This window comes from Martinezella dioscoreae, from assembly GCF_009176305.1.
Classification (GTDB): Bacteria; Pseudomonadota; Alphaproteobacteria; order Rhizobiales; family Rhizobiaceae; genus Rhizobium; species Rhizobium dioscoreae.
On sequence record NZ_BLAJ01000003.1, the window covers coordinates 237,927 to 258,688 of the forward strand.

18 protein-coding genes are annotated in these 20,762 nt (G+C 60.5%); 12 read left to right on the forward strand and 6 right to left on the reverse strand.

Going from position 1 to position 20,762, the window contains the following annotated elements:
* Nucleotides 1-54: 54 nt before the first annotated feature.
* Nucleotides 55-1,074: a glycosyltransferase family 2 protein gene (locus tag GDN47_RS12985; protein ID WP_173002505.1), complete on the forward strand. Its 1,020-nt coding sequence runs from the start codon at nucleotides 55-57 to the stop codon at nucleotides 1,072-1,074.
* A gap of 50 nt (nucleotides 1,075-1,124) precedes the next feature.
* Nucleotides 1,125-1,745, forward strand: coding sequence for an NUDIX hydrolase (locus tag GDN47_RS12990; protein WP_233789912.1), 621 nt, complete (start codon nucleotides 1,125-1,127; stop codon nucleotides 1,743-1,745).
* On the opposite strand, the gene GDN47_RS12995 is transcribed toward GDN47_RS12990, so the two are convergent.
* Complete coding sequence (locus GDN47_RS12995; RefSeq protein ID WP_152093520.1) at nucleotides 1,746-3,113, reverse strand: aspartate aminotransferase family protein; 1,368 nt, start codon at nucleotides 3,111-3,113, stop codon at nucleotides 1,746-1,748.
* 285 nt (nucleotides 3,114-3,398) lie between these two features.
* Here GDN47_RS12995 and GDN47_RS13000 point away from each other — a divergent pair, with 285 nt between their 5' ends.
* Nucleotides 3,399-4,739: a glutamine synthetase family protein gene (locus GDN47_RS13000; RefSeq protein ID WP_113330827.1), complete on the forward strand. Its 1,341-nt coding sequence runs from the start codon at nucleotides 3,399-3,401 to the stop codon at nucleotides 4,737-4,739.
* Between the two features lie 5 nt (nucleotides 4,740-4,744).
* Here GDN47_RS13000 and GDN47_RS13005 read toward each other — a convergent pair whose 3' ends face one another.
* Entirely contained in the window at nucleotides 4,745-5,692 is a 948-nt protein-coding gene (locus GDN47_RS13005; protein ID WP_152093521.1) for a diacylglycerol/lipid kinase family protein, read from the reverse strand.
* A gap of 320 nt (nucleotides 5,693-6,012) precedes the next feature.
* On the opposite strand from GDN47_RS13005, the gene GDN47_RS13010 reads away from it, so the two are divergent.
* Nucleotides 6,013-7,230 carry an MFS transporter gene (locus GDN47_RS13010; protein ID WP_152093522.1) on the forward strand — a complete coding sequence of 406 codons (1,218 nt, stop codon included), beginning with the start codon at nucleotides 6,013-6,015 and terminating at the stop codon, nucleotides 7,228-7,230.
* Here the strand turns inward: GDN47_RS13010 and GDN47_RS13015 are convergent.
* Nucleotides 7,195-7,599, reverse strand: a complete 405-nt coding sequence (locus GDN47_RS13015) for a winged helix-turn-helix transcriptional regulator (protein ID WP_069616108.1) — start codon at nucleotides 7,597-7,599, stop codon at nucleotides 7,195-7,197. The genes GDN47_RS13010 and GDN47_RS13015 overlap by 36 nt on opposite strands.
* Nucleotides 7,600-7,704: 105 nt before the next feature.
* On the opposite strand from GDN47_RS13015, the gene GDN47_RS13020 reads away from it, so the two are divergent.
* Nucleotides 7,705-8,718, forward strand: coding sequence for a zinc-binding alcohol dehydrogenase family protein (locus tag GDN47_RS13020; RefSeq protein WP_113330824.1), 1,014 nt, complete (start codon nucleotides 7,705-7,707; stop codon nucleotides 8,716-8,718).
* Between the two features lie 354 nt (nucleotides 8,719-9,072).
* Entirely contained in the window at nucleotides 9,073-10,446 is a 1,374-nt protein-coding gene (gene mgtE, locus GDN47_RS13025) for a magnesium transporter (protein WP_113330823.1), read from the forward strand.
* A 65-nt stretch (nucleotides 10,447-10,511) separates the two neighbouring features.
* Here mgtE and GDN47_RS13030 read toward each other — a convergent pair whose 3' ends face one another.
* Nucleotides 10,512-10,985: an Lrp/AsnC family transcriptional regulator gene (locus GDN47_RS13030; protein ID WP_112724385.1), complete on the reverse strand. Its 474-nt coding sequence runs from the start codon at nucleotides 10,983-10,985 to the stop codon at nucleotides 10,512-10,514.
* 144 nt (nucleotides 10,986-11,129) lie between these two features.
* On the opposite strand from GDN47_RS13030, the gene GDN47_RS13035 reads away from it, so the two are divergent.
* From GDN47_RS13035 to GDN47_RS13045, 3 genes are all read left to right on the forward strand, one after another.
* Nucleotides 11,130-12,032, forward strand: coding sequence for a DMT family transporter (locus tag GDN47_RS13035; RefSeq protein WP_152093523.1), 903 nt, complete (start codon nucleotides 11,130-11,132; stop codon nucleotides 12,030-12,032).
* A gap of 102 nt (nucleotides 12,033-12,134) precedes the next feature.
* A complete protein-coding gene (locus GDN47_RS13040; RefSeq protein WP_069616104.1) occupies nucleotides 12,135-12,332 on the forward strand; it encodes a type II toxin-antitoxin system VapB family antitoxin in 198 nt (65 codons plus the stop codon).
* Complete coding sequence (locus GDN47_RS13045; RefSeq protein WP_113354039.1) at nucleotides 12,329-12,694, forward strand: type II toxin-antitoxin system VapC family toxin; 366 nt, start codon at nucleotides 12,329-12,331, stop codon at nucleotides 12,692-12,694. The genes GDN47_RS13040 and GDN47_RS13045 overlap by 4 nt, the downstream gene beginning before the upstream one ends.
* A gap of 1 nt (nucleotide 12,695) precedes the next feature.
* On the opposite strand, the gene GDN47_RS13050 is transcribed toward GDN47_RS13045, so the two are convergent.
* Both GDN47_RS13050 and GDN47_RS13055 read right to left on the reverse strand, forming a co-directional pair.
* Nucleotides 12,696-13,223 carry a GNAT family N-acetyltransferase gene (locus tag GDN47_RS13050; protein ID WP_152093524.1) on the reverse strand — a complete coding sequence of 176 codons (528 nt, stop codon included), beginning with the start codon at nucleotides 13,221-13,223 and terminating at the stop codon, nucleotides 12,696-12,698.
* A 6-nt stretch (nucleotides 13,224-13,229) separates the two neighbouring features.
* Nucleotides 13,230-14,894 (reverse strand): electron transfer flavoprotein-ubiquinone oxidoreductase, encoded by a 1,665-nt coding sequence (locus GDN47_RS13055; protein WP_152093525.1) that lies wholly within the window; start codon nucleotides 14,892-14,894, stop codon nucleotides 13,230-13,232.
* A gap of 292 nt (nucleotides 14,895-15,186) precedes the next feature.
* Between GDN47_RS13055 and GDN47_RS13060 the strand changes: the two genes are divergently transcribed.
* From GDN47_RS13060 to GDN47_RS13070, 3 genes are all read left to right on the forward strand, one after another.
* Nucleotides 15,187-15,975 (forward strand): SDR family oxidoreductase, encoded by a 789-nt coding sequence (locus GDN47_RS13060; protein ID WP_145320665.1) that lies wholly within the window; start codon nucleotides 15,187-15,189, stop codon nucleotides 15,973-15,975.
* Between the two features lie 427 nt (nucleotides 15,976-16,402).
* Nucleotides 16,403-17,635, forward strand: coding sequence for an efflux RND transporter periplasmic adaptor subunit (locus tag GDN47_RS13065; protein WP_152093526.1), 1,233 nt, complete (start codon nucleotides 16,403-16,405; stop codon nucleotides 17,633-17,635).
* Nucleotides 17,632-20,751 carry an efflux RND transporter permease subunit gene (locus tag GDN47_RS13070; RefSeq protein WP_069616100.1) on the forward strand — a complete coding sequence of 1,040 codons (3,120 nt, stop codon included), beginning with the start codon at nucleotides 17,632-17,634 and terminating at the stop codon, nucleotides 20,749-20,751. Before GDN47_RS13065 ends, GDN47_RS13070 begins: the two co-directional genes overlap by 4 nt.
* Nucleotides 20,752-20,762 lie beyond the last annotated feature (11 nt).

Here is a 20,762-nt window from a genome sequence, read left to right on the forward strand (position 1 = left end):
CTTTTCGCTCGTTCCGTCCGGCAGGTACTGCCGGTCTTTTAGGAGAAAGAAGTGTTGCAGACAACGGCAGAGTCGACCCTCCCCCAGGCCGATCCGGCAAGCCCTCTCGAGCTTTCGCTGGTCGTGCCCGTCTTCAACGAGGAAGAAAGCGTCGGACCGCTGATCGAGCGCATCTGTTCCGCCATGGCGGGCTTTGCCAAATCCTGGGAACTGATCCTGGTCGATGACGGCAGCACGGACGCGACGCTCGTCAATGCCCGCCGATCGCTTTCGCAGGAAGGCTTGACGCTGCGCATTGTCGAGCTTCAGCGCAATTTCGGCCAGACGGCCGCCATGCAGGCCGGCATCGATGCAGCGAACGGCCGCCTGATCGCCACCATGGACGGCGACCTGCAGAACGATCCGAAGGACATTCCTTCGATGGTCGAGGAACTGGAGCGGCGGCAACTCGACCTGCTCGTCGGCTGGCGCAAGAATCGTCAGGACGGCCTGCTGCTGCGCAAGATCCCCTCCTGGTGCGCCAACTACCTGATCGGCCGCATCACCGGCGTCAAGCTGCACGATTATGGCTGCAGCCTGAAGATCTATCGCTCCTCCATCATCAAGCAGGTGAAGCTGATGGGCGAAATGCATCGCTTCATCCCCGCCTGGGTCGCCGGCGTCGTGCCGAGCTCACGGATCGGCGAAGTCCCGGTCACTCACCATGCCCGCCAGCACGGCACGTCGAAATACGGGATCTCCCGCACCTTCCGCGTCATCCTCGATCTGCTGTCCGTAATGTTTTTCATGCGCTACAAGGCGCGGCCAGGGCATTTCTTCGGCTCGCTCGGCCTCGGCCTCGGTGCGCTTGCCGGCTTGATCCTGCTCTGGCTCTTCATCGACAAGTTCATCTTCGGCGATGATATCGGCAGCCGCCCGCTGCTGATGGTCGGTGTCGTGCTGCTCCTGTCGTCGGTGCAGATGATCACGACAGGCATCCTCGCCGAAATGATCGCCCGCATCTATTATCGCGACGATCTCTCGCCGAACTATATCGTGCGCAAGATCTTCGATCGAGATCATCAAGATGCCTAGGCATCCTTTGCCTGAGTATGGGCCTATCTGAAACAGGGACTGAACCACGCGTGAGCCAGAAAGACGATATCGTAAGCTTGGTGTCGGACACGGTGGATCTTCCGCCCTGGCAGACGACGAGCTCGACGCATCTGTTTCATGATCGCTGGCTGAAGGTTCGCGCCGACAACTGCGTGACGGCGGAGGGCGTGGAAATTGCGCCCTACTACGTATTGGAATATCCCGATTGGGTCGAGATCATCGCGCTCGATGCCGAGGATCACATCTACCTCGTCCAGCAGTATCGTCACGGGCTCGGCGTCGCGGCGCTCGAGCTCCCCGGCGGAGCGGTGGATGCGACCGATGCAGGCCCGGTAGAGGCGGCCGCGCGCGAATTGCGGGAGGAAACAGGACTCTCGTCGACTGACTGGGATTATGTCGGCAAGCTCGCGCCCAATCCGGCGACGCATACCAACCTCGCGCATATCGTCATCGCCCGCAATGTCGAGCTTACCACCAGGCCGGCGGACGACCCGACCGAGCGCATTCGCCTGATCCGCATGCCGATCCGGCAGGCGATCGAACTGGCACTGGACGGCAAGATGATCCAAGTCATCCATGTTGCGGCACTGACCCTTGCCCTTCACAAGGCAGGCAAATGGGACGTGCCTGCGCCATCAAGCAAGCTCTAGTTACGACTTCACTTCTGCCCAGACGGCATCGAGCGCGCCGCGCGTGATGCGCACCATGGCATCCACTTCCTCGTGGCTGATGACGAGCGGCGGCGAGGCCAGCATGCGGTCGCCCGTGGCGCGCAGCACCAGGCCGTTCGCCAAAGCATGGTTGCGAACAGCGGAGCCGATTGCATCCGGCTTTTCAAAGCGGCGGCGTGTCGATTTCTCCGCCGCAAGCTGCAGGCCGCCCATGAGGCCAATGCTGACGGCTTCGCCCACCATGTCGTGATCGGCGAGGCTGCCCCAAGCCTTGGCGAAGTAAGGGCCGATATCGTCGCGCACACGCTCGATCAGCTTTTCTTCTTCGATGATCCGCAGATTTTCGAGGGCGGCGGCCGCGCAAACCGGGTGGCCGGAATAGGTGAAGCCATGATTGAATTCGCCGACTTCGTTGATCAGCACATCGGCGATACGGTCGCTGACCAGCACACCGCCGATCGGCAGGTAGCCTGACGACAGCCCCTTGGCGATGGGCACGAGATCCGGCTCGACGCCGAAATGCTGATGGCCGAACCATGCGCCGAGACGACCGAAGCCGCAGATCACTTCATCGCAGACGAGCAGGATGTTCCTTACCTTGCAGATGCGGGCAATCTCGGGCCAATAGGTCAAAGGCGGAATGATAACGCCGCCGGCACCCTGAACCGGCTCGGCGACGAAAGCCGCGACATTATCCTCACCCAACTCATCGATCTTGGCTTCAAGCTCGCGAGCCATCTTCAGGCCGAATTCCTCCGGCGAGAGATCGCCGCCCTCGGCATACCAATAGGGCTGGCCGATATGAACGACGCCTGGGATCGGCAAATCGCCCTGCTCGTGCATGTATTTCATGCCGCCCATGCTGGCGCCGGCGACCGTGGAGCCGTGATAGCCGTTCTTACGGGCAATGATGGTCTTCTTCGTCGGCTTGCCTACAGCCCCCCAATAGACCCTCGCCATGCGGAACCAGGTATCGTTAGCCTCGGAGCCGGAATTGGTGAAGAAGACATGGTTGAACTGCGGCCCGGCATGGGCGCAGACCTTTTCGGCAAGCAGCGTCGCGGGTGTCGTGGTGGTGCCGAAGAAGGTATTGTAATAGGGCAGCTCGTTCATCTGCCTGGCGACGGCATCGGCGATTTCGGTGCGGCCGTAGCCGATGTTCACGCACCAGAGACCGGCAAAGCCATCCAGGTACTTCCGTCCTTCCGCATCGAAAATATAGACGCCATCACCGCGCTGGATGACGCGCGCACCTTCGGCATTGAGCTTGCGCATATCCGCGAAGGGATGGAGGTGATGGGCGGCATCGAGGGCGGCGAGATTGGAGCGGCTTGGCGTGTCGGACATGGTTGAATGGAACCCCGTTCTAATTTCGGCTGGTCAGGCAAATCTACGGACGCTGAGATTATGTGCATGGCCCCTCACCCAACCCTCTCCCCGTCAAACGGGGAGAGGGGGTTATCCGCCCATGCCGCTACGTGCGAGGCTGAGCATCAGAGAGTCCCCTCTCCCCGCACATGCGGGGAGAGGGCTAGGGTGAGGGGCCGGGCACAAAGCGGCAACGCAGCCGGACTTGACTGAAAGCTATCTTGGTTTACGACCATGCCGTGAGCATGGGGGATTTACAAGAGCATGGCGGCCGACAACGCAACCGAAGGTAACGCGCGCATCGAAGTGCTGATTTCGGACATGAACGGCCGGCTGCGCGGCAAGCAGATCCCGATTTCAGCCGAAAAGAAGGTCTGGTCCGGTGCCGTACGCCTGCCGACCTCGACGCAATCGCTCGATATCTGGGGCGACGACAATGACGATATTACCGGTCTGTCGCTGACAATCGGAGATCCCGACGGGACCTGCGTTGCCGACCAGCGTACGCTCGCCGACATGCCTTGGGCGCCAGCGGGATCGAAGCAGGTGCTCGCCACCATGCATGAACTCGACGGCCGCCCGAGCTTTCAGGATCCACGCGCTATTCTTGCCGCCGTCGTTGATCGCTATAAGGCGCTCGGCCTGACGCCCGTCATCGCGACCGAACTGGAATTCTATCTGCTCGCCGGAGACTGGCGCGACAAAGGCATCCCATCGCCGCCGCCGGCCCTGATCTACCGCGGCGAACCGAACGGCTTTCAGCTTTACGACATGGATGCCGTCGATCTCCTTGATGGCTATCTTGAAACCTTGCGTGCCTATGCGCGGGCTCAAGAGTTGCCGGCGGACGCAACGACGGCGGAATTCGGCCCCGGCCAGTTCGAAGTGAACCTTCTGCATCGCCCGGATGCGCTGGCCGCTGCAGATGATTGCGTCATGCTGAAGCGCGTGGCCGAGCAGGCGGCGCGCAAGCACGGCCTGAAATCGACCTGCATGGCCAAGCCCTATACAGACCATGCCGGCTCGGGACTGCACGTACATGCGAGTATAATCGACGCTCAAGGACGCAATGTCCTCGATACAGCTGGCGGCGAGCCGAAGAGACTGAAGTCGATCTGCGCAGGGCTGCTGCAGACGCTGCAGGACGCGCAGCTGGTCTTTGCGCCCTATGCCAATTCCTACCGCCGCTTCCAACCAGGCTCCTTTGCCCCCGTCGATCTGACCTGGGGCTTCGGCCATCGCGGTACGGCCGTGCGCATTCCCGAAAAGGACGGGCCGGGTGCACGCATCGAGCACCGTGTCGCCGGTGCGGATGCCAATCCCTATCTCATGCTGGCGGCAATCCTAGGCGGCATGCTGCTCGGCGTACAGAACGACCTCGATCCCGGTGAGGAGACGACGCCAGCTTATGTGCCGGCCGGCGCGCCCAAGCTGACGCATGATTTTCTGACTGCGGTGGAGCGCTTCCGAACGTCAACCTTCATTGCCGATGTGTTCGGCGAGCAATATCAAAGGCTCTATGGCGATACCAAGCAGAAGGAGGCGATCCGCTATCTGCGCACCGTTTCCGATTTCGATTATCGCACCTATCTGCCGCGTCTCTGACGACGTCAGACGGCGAGGCTATCGACGGCACCCTCGCTCTGGACACGCGCGGCGGTCCCTTCACGGACCATCACCTTGAGCTCGCCCGGATGCACCTTGAGCGTCACATCACGCTCGAGGGGCAGCAACTCGCCATCCATGACGCAGTTGGCAAGCTGGCGCAGCTTCGGAAAGTGCAGATGCACTTCCGGCGCATGCATGACCATGACATCGGCGTTCTCGCGAACCCGGCCGCGCAGCATGTCGATGGCAAGACGGGCGACACCGAGCGGCCGCAGGGGCTTTGCCGTGTAAAAGCCCAGTTCGCCGCTGCGCAGGCTGTCGGCGTAAAGCAGTGCATTGGCGCCAAAGGGATTGTTCGAAACCGAGATCGCCGAGACATGCCGGCGCTCACGAATGCCGCCGGCCTCGAAGTCGACGTCGAATTCCGGGGGATTGGCAATGACGCCGAAGGCGGCGCGCGTGCTGGCCGACATCTTTCCGATGCGCGAGCGATAGGTGTAGCCATTGCGATAGCGCACCATGCGCGCATGCAGGCCCGCTGAAAACTGATGAATGAAAGCGCGGCCGTTGGCGCTGCCGATATCGACATTGTCGACCTCGCCTGTCGCAAGAACGTTCAACGTCTGCCAGATGTCGAGCGGCAGACGCAATGAGCGGGCAAAGAGGTTCATGGTGCCCGCCGGAATGACACCGAGGGCGACGCCGTTTTTCCAGGCGATGGCCGCGGCCGCCGAAATCGTGCCATCGCCGCCGCCGGCGACAATGCCGTCAATATCATCACGGCGCGCCGCGCGTTCCATCGCCGCCACGATGTTGCGTCCCTCCACGACCACGGCTTCGAAAGCATGACCGGCGTCGCGGAAGACCTGTTCCGCTTTCCTTTCATAGACAGCCATGTCGGTCGTGCGGAACGTTCCGCCATCGCGATTGAAAAAGCCGATCAACTTCATCGGGGGCTCTCGGTCTTCCCGCAAACTATATTTCTGAGGGGCTAAGGCCCCCTGCGCTTCTTCTCAGATGGTTTTGGATGGAATGATTTCAAGCATTGCGGCGGTTTCGCTCGGTCGCCGCAGCGCACTTATGCATGATCGGACATGCTGCACTGCGAAAAATGCACGCGACAGGAACATTGCTCTCATTGATAGTATCAACGAGGGTGTGTCTATACCCGCCTGTCCCTTATTCCATTTTGATGCACTGAGCGCCGAATGCCGGGATTTGCCGCCTGATTCGCGGCGCTTGACCTTCGTGTGCCGCCCAAGGAGTTTTCGTGAGCGATATTACCGCCGAGGTCCTCGATACCCAAACCACCCTCGAAGCACCGTCGCGCACCGCGATCGCGCTGGTGACTTTGGCGCTGGCCGTCGGCAGCTTCGGTATCGGCACGGGCGAATTCGTCATCATGGGACTCTTACCGAATGTAGCCGACACCTTCGGCGTTACCACTCCGGAAGCAGGTCATGTGATCAGCGCCTATGCGCTCGGCGTCGTCGTCGGTGCACCAATCATCGCCGTGCTCGCCGCAAAGATGGCGCGCCGCACGCTGCTCCTCCTGATGATGGCGATCTTTGCCGCCGGCAATATTTCCAGCGCCTTCGCACCCACTTTCGAAAGCTTCACGGTACTGCGCTTCATCACCGGCCTGCCGCATGGCGCCTATTTCGGCGTTGCCGCGCTCGTAGCTGCCTCGATGGTGCCGGTCCATCGCCGCGTGCGCGCCGTCGGCCAGGTGATGCTCGGCCTCACGATCGCGACACTGATCGGCACGCCGATCGCGACTTTCCTCGGACAGCTTCTGAATTGGCGCGCAGCCTTCATGATGGTTGGCGCTATCGGCCTAGCCACCATGCTGCTGATCGCCCTCTTCCTCCCCAAGGACAAGGTTGAGGAAGGCGCGAGCATTACGCGCGAGCTCGGCGCACTGAAGCGCATCCAGGTCTGGCTTTCGCTTGGAGTCGCCGCCGTCGGCTTCGGCGGCATGTTTTCGATCTTCAGCTACGTCGCGACGACCACGACCGATGTCGCCGGCCTCGGCTCCGCCATGGTGCCGGTCGTGCTGGCTCTCTTCGGCATCGGCATGAATGTCGGCAACATCGTCGGCTCGCGCCTTGGCGATATATCGATCAAAGGAACGATCGGCGGCATGATGATCTTCAACATCGTCATCATGACGCTCTTTTCGCTGACGGCAGCTAACCCGATCATGCTCTGCGTCTGCGTCTTCCTGATCGGCTGCGGCTTTGCCGCCTGCCCCGCCGTACAGACCCGCCTGATGGATGTAGCTGCCGACGCACAGACGCTGGCCGCCGCCTCCAATCATTCCGCCTTCAATATCGCGAATGCGCTCGGCGCCTGGCTTGGCGGGCTGGTGATCTCCTGGGGCTTTACGGCGGCTGCAACTGGCTATGTCGGCGCGGTGCTTTCCGTTGCAGGCCTCGCCGTCTTCGCCGTTTCAGTTGGCCTGGAGCGCCGCACCGGGCGTGCATGACATGCCAGGGGCGCCCAGCTGCTGGCGCCCATCGCGGCAAAATACATTCTCCTCGCCCCAAACGGCCATCGCCTTGATGATCGGCCCCAGGCTGGCGCCAAGCGGCGTCAGCGCATAATCGACGCGCGGCGGCACGACCGGAAAGACAGTGCGTGATAGCAGACCGGATTCTTCCAATTCCCGTAATTGCTTGGTCAACATGCGCTGCGTTACCGACGGCAGCTTGCGGCGGATTTCGTTGAAGCGCAGCGTTCCATCCATCAGGTGAAACAGGATCACGCCCTTCCATTTGCCGTCGAGCACGCTCAGCGTCGCCTCGACCGGGCATCCGGGGAAATTGCCGACAAGCTTGGAGCGGGGAACCGACATTTGACAGTATCCTTTTTGTATCTACGTACAGAAAATGTGCATTCTTGCGCCTTTTGAAGATAATGCGCATCTAGCCTCTGTGCAACCAACCCAGGAGCTTCTCCCATGCGCGCAGTCGCCTACAAGCAGCCACAACCCATCTCCGCAGAAACATCTCTGATCGACATCGAACTGCCGATGCCCGAGGCAGAGGGTCATGATCTGCTCGTCGAAGTGAAGGCCGTTTCCGTCAATCCGGTCGATGTCAAGGTCCGCGCCAGCGTCGCCCCGCCCGAGGGTGAATACAAGGTCGTCGGCTGGGATGCTGCCGGCATCGTCAAGGCGGTTGGCCCCGATGTCACCATGTTCAAGCCGGGAGACGAAGTCTTCTATGCGGGCGCCATCAATCGCGGCGGCTCCAATGCCGAATTCCATCTGGTCGACGAGCGCATCGTCGGCGCCAAGCCAAAGAGTCTCGATTTTCCGGCGGCCGCCGCGCTGCCGCTGACCTCGATCACGGCCTACGAGACACTCTTCGATCGGCTGAAGGTGCAGGATCCGGTTCCCGGCGCCGCCAATGCCATCCTTATCATCGGCGGAGCCGGCGGGGTTGGATCGATCGCCATCCAGATTGCACGCGCGCTGACCGATCTCACCATCATCGCTACGGCATCCCGGCCGGAAACACAGGCTTGGGTGAAGGAATTGGGCGCGCACCATGTCATCGACCACTCGAAACCACTTGCGCCGCAGATCGAAGCGCTCGGCATCGGTGCTCCGGCCTTCGTCTTCTCTACGACCAACACGTCTGATCATGTCGACTCGATCGTCGAAGCCATTGCGCCGCAAGGCCGCTTCGCCCTGATCGATGACCCGAAAACCCTTGATGTCGTGCCCTTCAAGCGCAAGGCGGTATCAACCCATTGGGAGCTGATGTTCACTCGTCCGCTCTTCAACACCGCCGACATGATCGAGCAGCACAAGCTGCTGACGAAGATCGCCGAACTGGTGGATTCCGGCAAGATTCGCTCGACCCTGACGGAGACCGCAGGCGCGATCAACGCCGCCAATCTCAAGAAGGCGCATGCCCTCGTCGAGACCGGCAAGATGAAGGGCAAGGTCGTTCTGGCGGGCTTCTGAGCAGCCAATATCCGCGACAGATCAGGCCGGGCGAATGTCGTCCGGCCGCTTTGTTTTAACGCATTTGCATCAGGTTTTGTTGCATCGCAAAAATTTGCAGCCGCCTAAACAAATTTTTATCGCAGGATCGAGCATTTAGGCGTGTCCGCCTCTTGACTTTTCATGCCTTCGGCGCGACTTCTCCGCACGTGGGGAACAGCGTTTTCCATACCGATTAACCGGAGCCATCTTTCGATGCCTAGCGACAGTAGTAGTCGATTGCCTTTGCCGTCAGTAGCATTCGTGCACTAACCGACTCCTGTCGGCTCGCCACGATCCGCTACGACGGCGGATCGACCGGAAAGGCGAGCTATAATGAACATCAACAGCTTTCCCGCGCGGGCCGGCAATGCCGCTCGTGCATTCATCAATAATAATCGCGCCGTCACCATTGCGGAACGCGTCGAGGCTCTGAACGCAACGGACGTAGCGGAGGCTGCCCGCATTCTCGCCAAAATGCCGGAAGAGCGCGCCGTGCGCATTCTCGACCGGCCGGAGCTGCGCAACGCACCCGCCATTCTCGAAGTCATGGGCAACGCAGATGCCGCGCGCCTGCTGCATGGCATGTCCAACGACCGCGTCGCCGACGTGCTGCTCGAAATGGATGTCGACGCGCGCGCCCGGCTGTTCGCGACCTTTGACGAGCATGCAAGGCAGGCGATCCAGGGCCTGATGGGCTATCCGCCGCGCACGGCCGGCGGCATCATGACGACGGAATTCGTCAGCGTTTTCGCGAGCTGGACGGTCGCCCAGACGCTCGATCACGTTCGCCAGGTCGAGCGCTCCCGCGAAACGGTCTATGCCATCTATGTGCTCGATGACGAGACGCATGTGCTGCTGCACGTCGTGACGCTGCGCCGCCTCATCACCGGCGAGCCCGATGCCTGTATCCTGACGGTGGCCCAGAAAGGCGTGCCGGTTACGGCACCGCCGCTAATGAAGCAGGAGGATGTCGCGCGCCTGATCCGCCGTCACGATCTTCTGGCGCTGCCTGTCGTCGACGACAAGGGCCATATGCTCGGCATCGTCACTGTCGATGACGTCATCGATACGATGATCGCCGATACGACCGAGGACGCCCAGAAGTTCGGTGGTATGGAGGCCCTCGGCCAGCCCTATATGAAGATCAGCTTTGCGGGCATGATCCGCAAGCGCGCCGGCTGGCTTGCCGCCCTCTTCCTCGGCGAGATGTTGACCGCAAGCGCTATGCAGCACTTCGAAGGCGAGCTGGAAAAGGCCGTCGTGCTGACGCTCTTTATCCCGCTCATTATGAGCTCGGGCGGCAATTCCGGCTCACAGGCGACCTCGCTGATCATCCGGGCGCTGGCGCTCGGCGAGCTCAAGCTTTCGGACTGGTGGCGCGTGGCGTTCCGCGAACTGCCGACAGGCATCGTGCTCGGCGCGATCCTCGGCCTCGTCGGCTTTGCCCGCATCGTGCTCTGGCAGAATATCGGCCTCTTCGATTACGGCCCGCATTGGCAGCTGGTCGCTTTCACCGTCTTCGCGGCCCTGATCGGCATCGTCACCTTCGGCTCGCTTGCCGGCTCTATGCTGCCCTTCGTCCTGCAGAAGCTACGCCTCGATCCAGCCAGCGCATCGGCACCCTTCGTCGCGACGCTCGTCGATGTTACCGGCCTGGTGATCTACTTCTCGGTTGCCCTGCTGATCCTCAGCGGAACGATGCTCTGAGGATAATCAAATTCTCATGGCAAAGGGGCCGGCGACGGCCCTTTTTCATTTTTACTCCGGCTATTTCATTCAGGCTGTGGCAGTTTCAGAGCACCGTTGGTCTTGATCGTGCGAATCGCGAAGTTCGAGCGCAGATCGACCACGCCTGGAAGGACAAGCAGCTTTTCCGACATCACCTTCTCATAGGCGGCCAAATCCTCCACCACGACCTCAGCCAGGAAATCGGCCGTACCCGAAATCAGATGGCAGGCGACGACTTCCGGAATGGCGAGCAATGCTGCCTGCTGCGTCTCGGAATTCTCCTTCGAATGATGGCCGACCTTGAGTTCCACGAAGACCGTGAGACCGAGGCCGGCCTCCTTGCGGTCAATATCCGCGCGATAGCCGCGCAAAAGCCCGGATTTTTCCAGATTGCGAATGCGCCTGAGGCAAGGAGACGGCGAGAGATTTACCCGCTCGGCGATCTCGACATTGGTGGCGCGCGCATCCTCCTGAAGGCAGTTGAGGATCGCGATATCGAATTTATCCAGTTTTGGCATATTCGAGAAACTCTAATTTGCAAATTGGCAGTTTATTGCTGATAGCACGATTTTGGAGCCATAACTAGCAAGGACATGCCTCGGCCTTCGGGACTATCTTTTCCTCATTCGAAAGATAACCGGATCGCTGGAAAGGATATGTCGATGACCGCTTTGTCTCTCTCCACCCGCAAGGCAACCCCCACCATGGTCGGCTATGCCGGCGCCATCGTTACCGTCTTGATCTGGGCAAACTGGATTCTCGCAACCCGCCACACGGCCGAAACGCAGATGGGCACCATCGATCTCGGCCTGATCCGTTACGGCGTGCCGGCCCTGGTGCTCGCACCCGTCTGGTGGAAGACGGGCCTGCTGCCGAAGGGCGTGCCACTGAAACTGCTCGCGCTGATGGTCTGCGGTTCCGGCGCCCTCTTCTTCCAGCTGACCACGCTTGCCATCCAGTTCACGCCCGCCTCGTCGGCCGGCATCCTGCTCGGCGGCTCCATGCCGCTCGCAACTGCCCTGATTGGTGTGCTGTTGTTCCGCGAGCGGCTTGATATCACCCGCTGGCTCGGCCTTGGCGGCATCGTCGCCGGCGTCGTGATCCTCCTGGCACGCAGCCTCTATGGCGTGCAGATCTCCTGGGAGGGCTTTATCCTGCTGCCGCTGTCTGCCGTGCTCTGGGCAAGCTACACGCATGCCTTCCGCCGCTCCGGCCTGAGTGCTCTGCAGTCGAGCGCCATCATCGCCGTCTGGTCGTTCCTGATCCATGTCGGCCTGGCCGCCGTCTTCGGCAGCTCACTTGCCTCGGTGCCGCTGCCGGAAATCGGTCTGCAGATCGTCAGCCAGGGCCTGCTGTCCGGCCTTGCCGCCACTCTCGCCTATGGCCTCGCCGTCCAGGCTCTCGGTGGCACCCAGGCCGCAGCCTTCACCGCCATCACCCCCGTCCTTGCCACGATCGGCGGCGGCTTTCTGCTCGGCGAGGAAATCGGAACAGCCGGGATTGCCGCAGCGATCGTCACGGGGCTTGGGGTGGCACTTTCGACCGGGGTGCTGGCCCGGAAATAAGTCTTTCAACTGCAAGACAATGGATCGAAGGCTGCCATGTGCAACCCTCGGCATTGAAAGCAGCATCATCTGATGCTAATTTTGATGACAACGGAGATATCAATGCGCACCACCGTAGCCATCGACGATAAGTTGCTTGCGGATGCACGCGAGGTTACCGGTCTCGCCGAGACCTCGGCAATCCTGCGTGAAGCATTGAAAGCCCTTGTGGAACGGGAAGCCGCCAAAACGCTGATACGTCTCGGCGGCACCGAACCGAATATCACGGCTCCCCCTCGTCGTCAGTTTGGCGTCGAATGATCCTGGTCGATACGTCGATCTGGATCGATCACTTTCATACGCTGGAGGCGCGGCTTCAATCTCTGCTGGAGCAAAAACAAGTCGTCGTTCATCCCTTTGTCGTCGGTGAGATCAGCCTTGGCAATCTGCGGCAATATGATCTCGTGATAGGAAGCCTCCGTAGACTGCCTGCAATTGCGAGAGCCTCGGATGAGGACGTTCTTTATTTCATCCGAAGCAACAAACTGCAGGGTACCGGAATCGGCTATATCGATGCTCATCTCGCGGCCGCGACGATACTGGCGCCTGGAACCTATCTCTGGACGCGCGACAAACGGCTGCAACGTGTGGCCGAAAACCTCGGCATTGCCGCGCTGCTATAAATCAGAAGCGCAGCGCCATGGCCACGCGTCTGGCCGGATCAGCGCCGTGGTCAAATTCATTCTCCAGGATCTGCGTGAGAGCGGCCGACCTTTCTCCATGATCGAGGATTTGAAATCCTAAGGAGGCGTAGAATGGCGCGTTGAAGGCCACATGCCGGTCCGTCGTCAAAGTGACGCCAGTGGCCCCTTGCGTTCTCGCCGCCGCAATCGCAGCTTCCATCAGCCGACGCCCAACACCTCGCTTCTGCCAACGTCTAACGACATCGATTTCGGCGATGTAAACCGAGCTATCTTTCATAACGCCGGCCAAAAAGCCGAACGGCCGATCTTCATCGTCGACGGCAACGAACAGCAAGCCTTCCGCAAGGGATTGCTCCAACACGTCGAGAGGCAGGGACGTCGGCTCGCAAGCAACCGCGCCGGCCTCATGCAGAGCCCAGAAAGCATCGATCTCGATGGCAGCGAGCAAATGCAGTTCGTCGGCCCTGGCCGAACGGATCGTCCAGGCGCCCTGTTCGATCTCCGTCATCGCATCTCACATATTCGGATAGACCGGCCCTTCGCCGCCCTGCGGCGGCACCCAGTTGATGTTCTGGTTCGGGTCCTTGATATCGCAGGTCTTGCAGTGGACGCAGTTCTGGGCGTTGATGACGAAGGTATCCTTGCCGTCCTTCTCCACCCATTCATAGACGCCGGCCGGACAGTAGCGCGTTGACGGACCGGCATAGACATCGTGTTCCGAATTCTTCTGCAGTGCCATGTCCTTGACCTGCAGATGCACCGGCTGATCTTCCTCATGATTGGTGTTCGACAGGAACACCGAGGAGAGGCGGTCGAAGGTGAGCACGCCGTCCGGCTTCGGATAGTCGATCTTCTGGTGCTGTGCGGCGGGCTCTAGGCTCTGCGCGTCCGTCTTGCCGTGCTTCAGCGTACCGAAGAAAGAGAAGCCGAACAGCTGGTTCGTCCACATGTCGAGGCCGCCGAGCGCCACGCCGATCGCCGTGCCGAACTTCGACCACAGCGGCTTGACGTTCCGGACGCGCTTCAGGTCCTTGCCGATATCCGAAGAGCGCCACTCGTTCTCGATCTCGACCACCTCGTCATTGCCGCGACCAGCCGCGATTGCCGCGGCGATCTTGTCGGCCGCCAGCATGCCCGACAGCACCGCATTGTGGCTGCCCTTGATGCGGGGAACGTTGACGAAACCTGCCGAGCAGCCGATCAGCGCACCGCCCGGGAAGGTCAGCTTCGGCACCGACTGATATCCGCCCTCGGTGATGGCGCGCGCGCCATAGGAGATGCGTTTACCACCCTCGAAAGTGCCGCGGATGGCCGGATGGGTCTTGAAGCGCTGGAATTCCTCGAAGGGATAGAGATAGGGGTTCTTGTAGTTCAGGTGCACGACGAAGCCGACCGCGACCAAATTGTCTTCCAGATGGTAGAGGAACGAGCCGCCGCCCGTCTTCATGCCAAGAGGCCAGCCGAAGGAGTGCTGCACCAGGCCCTTCTTATGGTTCTCGCGCTTGACCTCCCAGAGCTCCTTGATGCCGATGCCGAACTTCGGCACGTCGCTGTTCCGCGCGAGATCAAACTTGGCAATCAGCTGCTTTGCGAGCGAGCCGCGCACGCCCTCGCCGATCAGCACGTATTTGCCGAGCAACGCCATGCCGCGGGTATAGTTCGGGCCGGGTTCGCCGTTCTTCTCGATGCCCATGTCGCCGGTCGCGACGCCGATGACGGCTCCCTCTTCATTATAGAGCACTTCGGTCGCGGCAAAGCCGGGATAGATCTCGACGCCGAGAGCTTCGGCCTTCTCGGCAAGCCAGCGACAGACATTGCCGAGCGAGACGATATAGTTGCCGTGATTGTTCATCAGCGGCGGCATCAGGAAATTCGGCAGGCGGACGGAGCCGGCAGGCCCCAGAAACAGGAAGTGGTCGCTCGTGACTTTGGTCTTGAAGGGATGCCCCTCCTCGTCACGCCAGCCCGGCAGCAGGCGGTCGATGCCGATCGGATCGACGACGGCGCCCGACAGGATATGCGCGCCAACCTCGGCCCCCTTCTCGAGCACGACGACGGTCAGATCGGGATTGATCTGCTTCAGCCGGATCGCCGCCGACAGGCCCGCTGGACCTGCGCCGACAATCACAACGTCGAATTCCATGCTCTCGCGTTCCGGCAGCTCGTTCGCGTCAGTCATTCATCTTCTCCGCTTGGCCGGCGTCCGATCATCCCGGATCGCAGCCTTGTCCCCTTGGGCGTCTTCCCCGTTTCGGTTATCTCTTGTCAAAATGGGAGGGGATTGTCGAGCCGGGAAGCGACAGGCAATCCCCCAATTTGCCCAACACGTAAAACAAGTTAAATGACCCTTACGTTAACGTCAATATTCTGATGGTATTTGCCATCAGTTGTGAAGTGCACCTTCCATAGTCGCCCGATGGCCCTCTATAAATGCCAATCAGACAATCCAAATAGCATGAAGGGTGATCAAGATGGATCTTCGTATTGGCGGGAAGCGCGCACTGGTGCTCGCCTCATCGAAGGGGCTGGGCCATGGCATCGCCGTGGCGCTTGCCCGCGAGGGCGTGAATGTCCTGCTCTGCGGCCGCAGCGGAGACCGGCTGGATAGCAATTGCAAGGCCATCAATGCCGAGGGCAAGGGCCGGGCCGACTGGATCTGGGCCGACCTCAACGACGAGAACTTCGTTGAGGTCGTCACCAAGGCTGCGACCGAGAAGCTCGGCGGCATCGACATCCTCGTCAACAATAGCGGTGGCCCGACTCCCGGCACGACGGAAGATATGACCGCCGACCGGCTGGAGACCTATTTCATCTCCATGGTGTCGCGGATCATTACCCTCACCAATGCGCTCTTGCCTGAGATGAAGGCACAGGGATGGGGACGCATCCTCACCGTCGCCTCCTCCGGCGTCATCGAGCCCATTCCTAATCTTGCGCTCTCCAACACGCTGCGCCCGGCGCTTGCGGGTTGGAGCAAGACGCTGGCCAGCGAAGTAGCGGCATACGGCATCACCGTGAACATGCTTCTGCCAGGCAGCATCGCGACCGACCGGCTGGCGGAGCTCGATTCGGCCACGGCGAAACGCGGCGGCAGAAGCCTCGACGAGGTCAGCGCCGAGCGCCAACAGCGCATCCCCGCCGGCCGCTACGGCCGCGTCGAGGAATTCGCCGCCACCGCCGCCTTCCTTTGCAGCGAACCGGCGAGCTACGTGACGGGCACCATGGTCCGCTGCGATGGGGGAGCTGCTCGCTCCCTTTGAGATCGCCACCGCGGCGAACAGAGTGCAGGCCCTTGCAACAGGGCCTGACAACACAATTCCGTGAGCTGCAGCAACGCTTCTATGCACGCGGCAGCACATCTTTACACTATAAATACCGCCTAAAGCTGTTTTGCCGACCGATTATTACATAACGGCAATCAAAAAATAGCCATTTGACTGTTTGCTGCACCGCACAAACAGAAACAATTCCAAAGCTTTCCAAGCTTTAATTTTTCGTCGTCCGGAACTGTGGTAGATTCCACAGCATCAGCGTTCATGAATTCGCGTTAAAGGGACAGAATTACCGAACGTTAGCGGTAACGGCGATGTATGGATTGCGGCGAAGCTCGTCTTTGTTGTGCGACGCAATAAATACACTTCACCGTCCTCGCGCTTCCTGCAACAAGCCCCGACCGGTTCTTTAAATATGAAAAAACTTTGGCTTCCCCTCGGCCTTCTCGTCGTCGCAGCCCTTGCGGCGTGGAGCTACCGCGACCGTATTCCTTTCCTTTCCGCCTTTGTCGATCAAGCGTCCGCAGAAACCAAAGACGCCGGCAAGGCGGCGCAGGCCGGCGGCAAGCGTCAGGCCGGCCCAGTCGCGGTAAAGACCGTTGCCGCAGTCAAAACTACGCTCCCAATGGACGTTCCCGCGACCGGCTGGGTCGTGCCGATCGATTCAACGACGATCGCCGCACAGGAAGCCGGATTGATCACGCAGATCGCCGTAAAAGATGGCGCGACGGTCAAAGCCGGCGACCTGATCGCAAAACTCGATCCGCGTACGGCACAGGCTGCCGTCGACAAGGACAAGGCGAACATTACGAAAGACCAGGCAAACCTTGCCCAAGCGGAGACCGCGCTGACCCGTGCCAATAGCTTGCTCACGAGCAGCGCCGGCACTCAGGCGACTGCCGATGAAGCGCGTGCGACCCGCGACGGCGCCATTGCCACGCTCAGCGCGGACCAGGCACAGCTTGCCTCGGATCAAGTCCTGCTCGGAAATACCGACATACGGGCACCTTATGATGGCAGGCTTGGCGATGTTCAATTGAGCCTGGGGGCTTATGTCAGCGCCGGCACGCCGATCGTGACGATCAGCAAATATGATCCGGCATATATCAAGTTTACCATGCAGGAAAACAATCTGCGCGAACTGCAGGAACAGCTGGCCGCGGGTCCTGTTCACGTCACCACCGTTCCCCGTTCCGCACAGGGCAAGCCCCGCACCGGAACGATCACCTTTTACGACAACACGGTCGACCAGGCTTCCGGAACGATCGCCGTGAAGGCAACGTTCGAAAATGCCAACGGTGCCTTGTGGCCGGGACGCTCCGCGAATGTCATGGTTCACTTCGCCGACAACGAGCAGCTGATCGTCGTGCCGACCGTTGCCGTCAGCCCGGGGCCGGACGGCTATATCGCCTTTGTGGTGAAAGACAACAAGGTCAAGATTACGCCAGTGACGATTGCTCGCGCCAATGGCGGCCGCACAGCCGTCGCCACAGGCCTTTCGGTCGGCGATCATGTCGTTGTCGAAGGCCAGTCGCAACTGAACAACGGCACCGAAGTCAAGGAACAGTTCAGCGACAATCCAAACGAGAAGGTCGCTTCGGCCGATGATGGAAAAACCGAAACCATCGCAGTTGGAGCGCAACAATGATCCCGACCTTCTGTATCCAGCGTCCGGTCGCGACCACGCTCCTCGCTATCGGCGTGGTGCTTGCCGGTCTCGCCGGCTATCAGCTCATCCCCGTCGCGGCAGTGCCGCAGGTGGATTTCCCGACGATCAACGTCTCGGCCCAGCTGACGGGCGCCTCACCACAGACGATGGCGACATCGGTCGCCACGCCGCTGATCAAACAGTTCGAGACGATCCCCGGCATCAGCGAAATTTCTTCGACAAACTCGCTTGGCAATACCAGCATCGTGCTGCAGTTCAATCTCGACCGCAACATCGATGCCGCCGCTGGTGACGTGCAGGCGGCGATTTCGACCGCGCAAAGAAAACTTCCCAACAACCTGACCACCCCGCCAAGCTACCGGAAGACCAATCCGGCCGACGCGCCTGTCATGCTGATCGCCGTACAAAGCGACACATTGCAGCGCAGCAAGCTCGACGATATCGCCGAGAACATCATCTCTCCATCGATCTCGACACTGCCTGGCGTCGCTGAAGTGACCGTAAACGGCGCGCAGACCTACGCGGTGCGCATCGACGTCGATCCGAACAAGCTTCTGGATCGCGGCATCGGTATCGACACGGTCAATACAGCCGTCGTCAACGCCAACAACCAGGTCCCGGTCGGCACGTTGCAAGACTCGGCGCAGAGCATGACGATCAATGCGAATACGCAGCGCGTCAACGCCGACGAGTTTCGCACGCTTGTGATTGCCAATCCCAACGGCAAGCCAATTCACCTCGGCGACGTCGCCGACGTGCAGGACAGCGTGGAAAACCAGAATATCGGTAGCTGGTATGATGGCCAGCGAGCGATCATTCTGGCTATTCAACGCCAGCCCGATGCCAACACCGTCGACGTTGTCGATGCCGTGAACAAGACGCTGCCGAAGCTGCAGGCCGAAATGCCGGCTTCCGTCAAAATGACCGTTATGAACGACTCGGCCCAGCCAATCCGCGAGGCCATCTCGGACGTCAAGTTTACCTTGCTGCTGACCATCGGCCTGGTCGTTCTCGTCATCTACCTGTTCACGGGCCACGTGACGGCAACGATTATCCCCGGCCTCGCCGTGCCCCTTTCGCTGATATCAACTTTCGGCATGATGTATGTGCTCGGCTATAGCGTCGACAATATCTCGCTGCTCGGATTGACGATTGCAGTGGGCCTCGTGGTGGATGACGCCATCGTCATGCTGGAGAACATTCTGCGGCACATGGAAGAAGGCATGCCTGTGCGGCAGGCAGCCATCCAGGGCGCGGCCGAAGTCAGCTATACGATTATCTCCATGTCGGTCTCGCTGATCGCCGTGTTCATCCCTATCCTGCTGATGGGCGGCGTCGTTGGCCGTATCTTCAACGAATTCGGGATGGTCGTGGCAATCGCCATCATATCGTCCGCGGTGGTTTCGCTGACCGTCACGCCAATGCTCGGCTCGCGTCTCTCCAACGCCCACAGCCATCCTCCCTTGCCGGTGCGCATCTTCAATAAGGGCTTCAACTGGACCGAGGTCAATTACGGCAAGGGCGTGGAATGGTGCATTCGCCATCGCTACATCGTGCTCGGAAGCTTCCTTGCTTCGGTCGCGCTGTCGGCCTACCTTTTCCTGACGCTGCCGGCCAGCTTCTTCCCCCAGGAAGACATCGGCCGGCTGCAGATTTCAACCCGCGCCCGCCAGGATATTTCCTATCCGGCTATGCGTGACCTTCAGAACCAGGCCGCTGCGGCGATCAAGGCGAATCCTGCCGTCGAGCACGTGATGTCGGTTGTCGGCGCCAGCGCGCGCCAGACACTCAACAACGGTACGATCTACGCGCAGCTAAAAGATAAGAAGGATCGTCCGCCTCTCGACCAGACTTTGCGCGAAATACGCGCCGCCGTCGCCAAAATCCCAGGCATTCAGGTCTTCATCAACCCTCAGCAAAGCCTTCGCTTCGGCGGACGCCAGACCGCCAGCCAGTATCAGCTCGTCATTCAGGCGCTTAACGCCGATCTGACGAACCAGTGGGCCAACAAGATGCTGCAGGAGATGCGAAAGGATCCACGTTTCACGGACGTCACCACCGACGCGCAATATAATGCACTGCAGGCCAATATTGTGGTCGATACGGAGAAAGCCGCCGCCTACGGCATCAACAACAACCTGCTGCGCACCACGCTTGAGGAGGCCTTCAGCGACTACGCCGCTGCACAGATCCAGTCGACCGGCGACAGCTATGACGTGATCATCGAATATGATGCGAACCAGCCTTGGGACGACCAGAAGCTGTCGCGTATCCATGTGACGTCTTCGAGCGGCCAGCAGGTTCCATTGTCGGCCTTCGCGCGCATCGAGCGCAATACCGGTCCGGTGACCATCAACCAGACCGGTCAGCTCGTCTCGACCACGGTATCCTTCAACCTGCCGGCCGGCGAAGCGCTTGGCGACGCCACGGCACAGATCGAACAGATCAAGAAGGACATCAACATGCCGGCGGACATCTTCACGTCCTACGGCGGCACGGCGCAGATCTTCCAGCAGTCGCAGGGCAGCACGCCCTATTTGATCCTCGCTGCGGTGCTGACGATCTATGTGGTTCTCGGCGTTCTCTATGAGAGCTTCATCCATCCCCTGACCATTCTGTCCGGTCTGCCGGCCGCCGCTCTCGGCGCACTGCTTGCGCTGAAGATCTTCGGCTTCGACCTGTCGGTCATCGCGCTCATTGGCTTGCTGATGCTGATCGGTATCGTGAAGAAAAACGCGATCATGATGATCGACGTGGCGCTGGAAACGCTACGCTCGAGTACTGGCATGTCGCCGGCGGAAGCGATCCACGAAGCCTGCGTACGCCGTTTCCGCCCGATCATGATGACCACCTTCTGCGCCCTGCTCGGCGCCCTGCCGATCGCGGTCGGCAGCGGCGCAAGCTCCGAGCTGCGCCAGCCGCTCGGTATCGCTGTGGTCGGCGGCTTGGTGGTGTCGCAGCTTCTGACCCTGTTCATCACGCCTGTCATCTTCCTGGAGATGAACCGCCTGAGCGACTTCCTCGGTCGTTTCGGCCGGCGCAAGGACGACGACCCGCACCAGAAGGAACCGCCGTCGGCGATTGCCGCGGAATGACAAAAACGGGC

Coding starts and splice junctions, on each gene's coding strand:
- GDN47_RS13070 (WP_069616100.1), top strand. CDS start 17,632: ATGATCCCGACCTTCTGTATCCAGCGTCCGGTCGCGACCACGCTCCTC.
- GDN47_RS13040 (WP_069616104.1), top strand. CDS start 12,135: ATGCGCACCACCGTAGCCATCGACGATAAGTTGCTTGCGGATGCACGC.
- GDN47_RS12995 (WP_152093520.1), bottom strand. CDS start 3,113: ATGTCCGACACGCCAAGCCGCTCCAATCTCGCCGCCCTCGATGCCGCC.
- GDN47_RS13030 (WP_112724385.1), bottom strand. CDS start 10,985: ATGCCAAAACTGGATAAATTCGATATCGCGATCCTCAACTGCCTTCAG.
- GDN47_RS13000 (WP_113330827.1), top strand. CDS start 3,399: ATGGCGGCCGACAACGCAACCGAAGGTAACGCGCGCATCGAAGTGCTG.
- GDN47_RS13050 (WP_152093524.1), bottom strand. CDS start 13,223: ATGACGGAGATCGAACAGGGCGCCTGGACGATCCGTTCGGCCAGGGCC.
- GDN47_RS13060 (WP_145320665.1), top strand. CDS start 15,187: ATGGATCTTCGTATTGGCGGGAAGCGCGCACTGGTGCTCGCCTCATCG.
- GDN47_RS13045 (WP_113354039.1), top strand. CDS start 12,329: ATGATCCTGGTCGATACGTCGATCTGGATCGATCACTTTCATACGCTG.
- GDN47_RS13065 (WP_152093526.1), top strand. CDS start 16,403: ATGAAAAAACTTTGGCTTCCCCTCGGCCTTCTCGTCGTCGCAGCCCTT.
- GDN47_RS13020 (WP_113330824.1), top strand. CDS start 7,705: ATGCGCGCAGTCGCCTACAAGCAGCCACAACCCATCTCCGCAGAAACA.
- mgtE (WP_113330823.1), top strand. CDS start 9,073: ATGAACATCAACAGCTTTCCCGCGCGGGCCGGCAATGCCGCTCGTGCA.
- GDN47_RS13005 (WP_152093521.1), bottom strand. CDS start 5,692: ATGAAGTTGATCGGCTTTTTCAATCGCGATGGCGGAACGTTCCGCACG.
- GDN47_RS13055 (WP_152093525.1), bottom strand. CDS start 14,894: ATGACTGACGCGAACGAGCTGCCGGAACGCGAGAGCATGGAATTCGAC.
- GDN47_RS13015 (WP_069616108.1), bottom strand. CDS start 7,599: ATGTCGGTTCCCCGCTCCAAGCTTGTCGGCAATTTCCCCGGATGCCCG.
- GDN47_RS13035 (WP_152093523.1), top strand. CDS start 11,130: ATGACCGCTTTGTCTCTCTCCACCCGCAAGGCAACCCCCACCATGGTC.